Below are 3879 nucleotides of genomic sequence, written 5' to 3' on the forward strand. Positions count from 1 at the left end.
GGGTTCCTGCGCCTTTTCCAGCTTCGTTAAGAAGCGGTTAAGGTTACACTTCAATAAGAATAATTCTTATTCAATCGCCCCAGCCACCCCGCATCGCGCGGCGGTGGCCGGCCCAGGGAACCCACACGTTGATGCTTGCGAGAAGGCGATCGGATGCGCGACATCGTCCAGGAACTGCTGGCCCACTATGCGGACTTGCGCCGGCAGCTGACGCGCGACCTGCGCGACCCGCACTACGCGGCGGACATCGCGCAATCCAGCTTCGAGCGCGTGTATGCGCACGCGCTCAAGATGAACAACGGCATCCGCATCGACGATGCGGCGCCGGACGGCACGCAACAAGGCACCGGCGGCATCGAGTCGCCCCGCGCCCTGCTGTTTCGCGTGGCGCGCAACCTGTGCGTGGACGATGCGCGCCGCCGCAAGGTGGCACAGGACTGGGTCGGCACGCATTTCAACTCGGGCTCGCGCCAGGTCGCGCCTTCCTGCGAATTCATCGCGTCCCAGCAGCAGGTGCTGGCGCGCGTGGTCGAGACGCTCGAAACGCTGCCGCCCCGCCGGCGCGAAGTGTTCCTGCTGTTCCGCGCCTACGGACACACGCGCGCCGAAATCGCGCAGCAACTGAACATCAGCGAGATGGCGGTCGCCAAGCACCTGCTGCGCGCCGCCATCGACTGCTCGCGCGTGTTCGCCCGGCTGCGTTCGGAGCTGGTCGAGCAGCCGGTCGTCTCGACGCGGCCGGGCTTCGACGCAATGTTCGCCGAAGACTTCGCCTGAGCGGACGGTTGCGCCGTGGCAAGCGTCCCGAACGAGAAGCTCATCGAGCGTGCCCTCGCGCTGATCGTGCAGAGCGAGATCGCCGCTGCGCACGATGCCGCCACGGCCGCCCGCCTGGCGCTCGCGCGGTGGCGCAGCCGGTCGGCAGAGCATGCGGCCGCGGCCCAGGAAGCGCGCCGCCGTTGGGACGCGCTCGGCGGCATCGCGGCGGATCTGCGCGACCGGCAGAAGTAGCGGCCGGGCTTCACTGCAGGCGCCCTTCTTCGCGCAGCGCCTCCTGCATCGACGGCTTGACCAGCGCGGCCCCGGCCAGCGCCCAGAGGGTCAGCACGTCGTCCAGCGCGCAGATGTTCCCGGGGTCCACGCCGAGCCAGCGGATGAGTTCTTCGGCGCGCTCCGGCGAGGGCGAGTCGTGCAGCGTGCAAAAGAGCGTCCACGCGGCGTCGAAGGCGGGATCGTCGGGCACACGGTCACGCATCATGCAGCCAGGCTTTCGGGCGGGACGTACGCCTTGTCTTCCTCGATCTTTCCGGCGCGCATCGTGACCACGCGGTCGGCCAGGTGGAAGTACCTGTCGTCGTGCGAGATCACCACCAGCAGGTGCCCCTTGGCGCGCAGTTCGGGCAGGAGCTCCGTGTAGAACAGGTGCCGGAAAGCCGGGTCCTGGTCGGCGGCCCATTCGTCGAACACCAGCACCGGTCGGCCTTCCAGGTACGCATGCACCAGCGCCAGCCGCTTGCGCTGCCCGGTCGAAAGGTCGGTGGTGGTGAAGGCGCCGTCCTTCACGCTCACCTTGTGCGCGATTTCCAGGCGCTCCAGGTAAGGCAGCGCGGTCTGCGGCAGCGTGGCCGTGCCCGCGCCGTCTTCGCCGGCCGCCAGGTCCTCGAACAGGTAGAAGTCCGAGAACACCGTCGTGAACAGCTGCCTGTAGTCGTCGCGCCCCTCGGGCGTCACCACGCCGCCGTCGAGCAGCACTTCGCCGGCGTGCGGTGCATAGAGGCCGAGCAGCAGCTTGATCAGCGTGGTCTTGCCGGAGCCGTTGTCGCCCACGATGAACACCATCTCGCCGGGCCGCAGCACCAGGTCGATGGGGCCGAGCGTGAAAGCCTCGCCGCCTTCGGGCGCATCGAAGCGGTAGCACACGCCGCGCATCGCGATCTCGCGGTGGAGCATCACGCCGCTGGATGCACGCTCCAGGTGCAGGTGCGGCTCCGGCGTTGCAAAGCGCGCCGACAGGTCGGCGATACGCCGGAACGCGATCCTGGCCCGGCCCACGCCCGGCAGCGCGCCCGCGATCTGGTCCACCGGCCCCTTCAGGAACAGCATCACCAGCACGAAGCCGCTCAGCACCGCGGGCTCGGTCGGCCGGAACGCGGCCCAGCCCAGGATCAGCGCGATCAGCAGGAAGAACAGCGCTGAGCCGAAGGCCGTCGCCATCACATAGGTGTTGATGGCGCGTCCGTTCACGGTGCGAATGTTGTCCACGATGCGCTCGATCTGCCCGCCGAACATCCGCGTGCGGCGCGCGCGGTGCATGCGGAATTCCTTCGCGCCTTCGCTGATCGCGCGGTAGGTCTTGTGCAGCTGCTCCTCGTATTCACGCGCTTTCCAGAAACCCACCTCGGCGCGCACCTGCGCGCGTGTCTGGATGGTCGCGCCGATCGCGAGCGCCACCACCAAGAGGCAGAACAGCGGCAGCGACAGGTAGGCGAGGTACGCCAGGCAACCCAGCGCAATCGCGAACGCGATGAGCGTGGACGACAGCACGAAGGCCACGTCGCTGATCATGTCCACGTCCTGCGACAGCACCGGCATCAGCCGGTGCGTGCGGTAGCGCTCCAGTGCATCGATGGGCGCCGAGAGAATCTTCTGCGCGAGGCTCTTGCGCACCTGCGCCACCAGCCGCTGGCCGACGAAGTTGGTCGACACGTCCGAGGCCATGCGCCCCAGCAGCGCCACCGCGCACAGCCCGACGAAGGTCAGCAGCAGCCCGCCCGCCATGCCGCCCTCGCGGTTGAGCACCTGGTTGATGGTGCCCAGCAGCGCGACGGTGGCCGCACCCGCGCTGATGCCCGTGACCGCGGACAAGAGGACCCACGGTAGAAACGGCTTGAGCAGGCGCCCGAGTTCGGAGGTGTTGCCACGGGGGGTCGTGGTGGTCGGTGTCATGCAAAGGCTCTTTCCGCCCACCCGGGGCAAAACGGCTTGAAAACGGCCATGCCCTGTCGACATCGCCCGTGCGGCTGCACGCCGCTTACTGCATAGACGGTTGGGTCCGGCCAATGTTCATGCGCGGGCCGGATGAACACCCTCGCCGCCAAACCGTCTTCAAGGGATGCATTCCCCGCACCTCTTGCAGGCCGCCTCGTGATCGCGCTGCTGGAACCCCTGTTCCCCGGTGCACTGGCCGAGCATGCCGAGCGGCTGCAGTGCGCGGACACGGTACCGGCCGGCGCACTGCGCGTGGCCGACCTGGCGCATTCGCCTTCGCTCCTTGCCGACGTGCTGCACCTTCACGCGCGAACGCGCGGCGCGGCCGGCGCGCGCGACCTGCGGCCGGTCGCCTCGGCATGGAGCCTGGACTATCTCTCCGCGTTGCTGCCGCCCGTGGTGGCCGCCGCCAGCGTGCTGCAGCACGTGCTTCCCGTTTCAGCGGAGCACATCTGGGTGCGGCTCGACGACAAGGGCGCGCCCGCCAGCTTTCATGTGCTGCACCTGGGCGATGCGCGCCGCGGCGCCGACACCGCGCAGCGCTATGCGCCGCTGCTGTGGCAGCACCTGCAGCCGCTTTTCACTGCCCTGTGCAGCCTCACGCGGCTTGCGCCCAAGATCCTGTGGGGCAACACCGCGCGCCACCTCGAACCGATCTTCGACCTGGCGCTGGCCGCGACCGGCGGTGCGGCCCACATCGCACACGACCGCGATCGCCTCCTGCACCACCCCGCCTGGCCGGACGAGGCCCGGCCGCTCAACCCACTGCACGCCCGCTGCCGCGAAGTGCGGCCGGCCGGCGCCGGCCAGGGCCGGCCGGTCAAGCTGCACCGCCAGTGCTGTCTCTACTACCTGCTTCCGCGCGAGGACTACTGCGGCGCCTGCCCGCTC

At 69.0% G+C, this 3879-nt stretch carries 5 protein-coding genes; 3 read left to right on the top strand and 2 right to left on the bottom strand.

All coding sequences use genetic code 11. The features are described 5' to 3' along the window. Nucleotides 1–153 precede the first annotated feature (153 nt). Nucleotides 154–777: an RNA polymerase sigma factor gene (locus AC1DOC_RS23680; RefSeq protein ID WP_478080119.1), complete on the top strand. Its 624-nt coding sequence runs from the start codon at nucleotides 154–156 to the stop codon at nucleotides 775–777. A gap of 15 nt (nucleotides 778–792) precedes the next feature. After that, nucleotides 793–1011, top strand: coding sequence for an iron dicitrate transport regulator FecR (locus AC1DOC_RS23685; protein ID WP_478080118.1), 219 nt, complete (start codon nucleotides 793–795; stop codon nucleotides 1009–1011). Nucleotides 1012–1021: 10 nt separating this feature from the next. Here AC1DOC_RS23685 and AC1DOC_RS23690 read toward each other — a convergent pair whose 3' ends face one another. After that, the gene (locus tag AC1DOC_RS23690; protein ID WP_478080117.1) at nucleotides 1022–1258 is read right to left on the bottom strand and encodes a hypothetical protein; all 237 of its coding nucleotides are present in this window, start codon (nucleotides 1256–1258) and stop codon (nucleotides 1022–1024) included. Continuing rightward, entirely contained in the window at nucleotides 1255–2946 is a 1692-nt protein-coding gene (locus AC1DOC_RS23695; RefSeq protein WP_478080116.1) for a cyclic peptide export ABC transporter, read from the bottom strand. The genes AC1DOC_RS23690 and AC1DOC_RS23695 overlap by 4 nt, the downstream gene beginning before the upstream one ends. 132 nt (nucleotides 2947–3078) lie before the next feature. On the opposite strand from AC1DOC_RS23695, the gene fhuF reads away from it, so the two are divergent. Further along, nucleotides 3079–3879 (top strand): siderophore-iron reductase FhuF (gene fhuF, locus AC1DOC_RS23700; RefSeq protein WP_478130608.1); only part of this gene is annotated, 801 nt, incomplete at its 3' end.

This window comes from Variovorax sp. 01T439_2 (assembly GCF_056398445.1).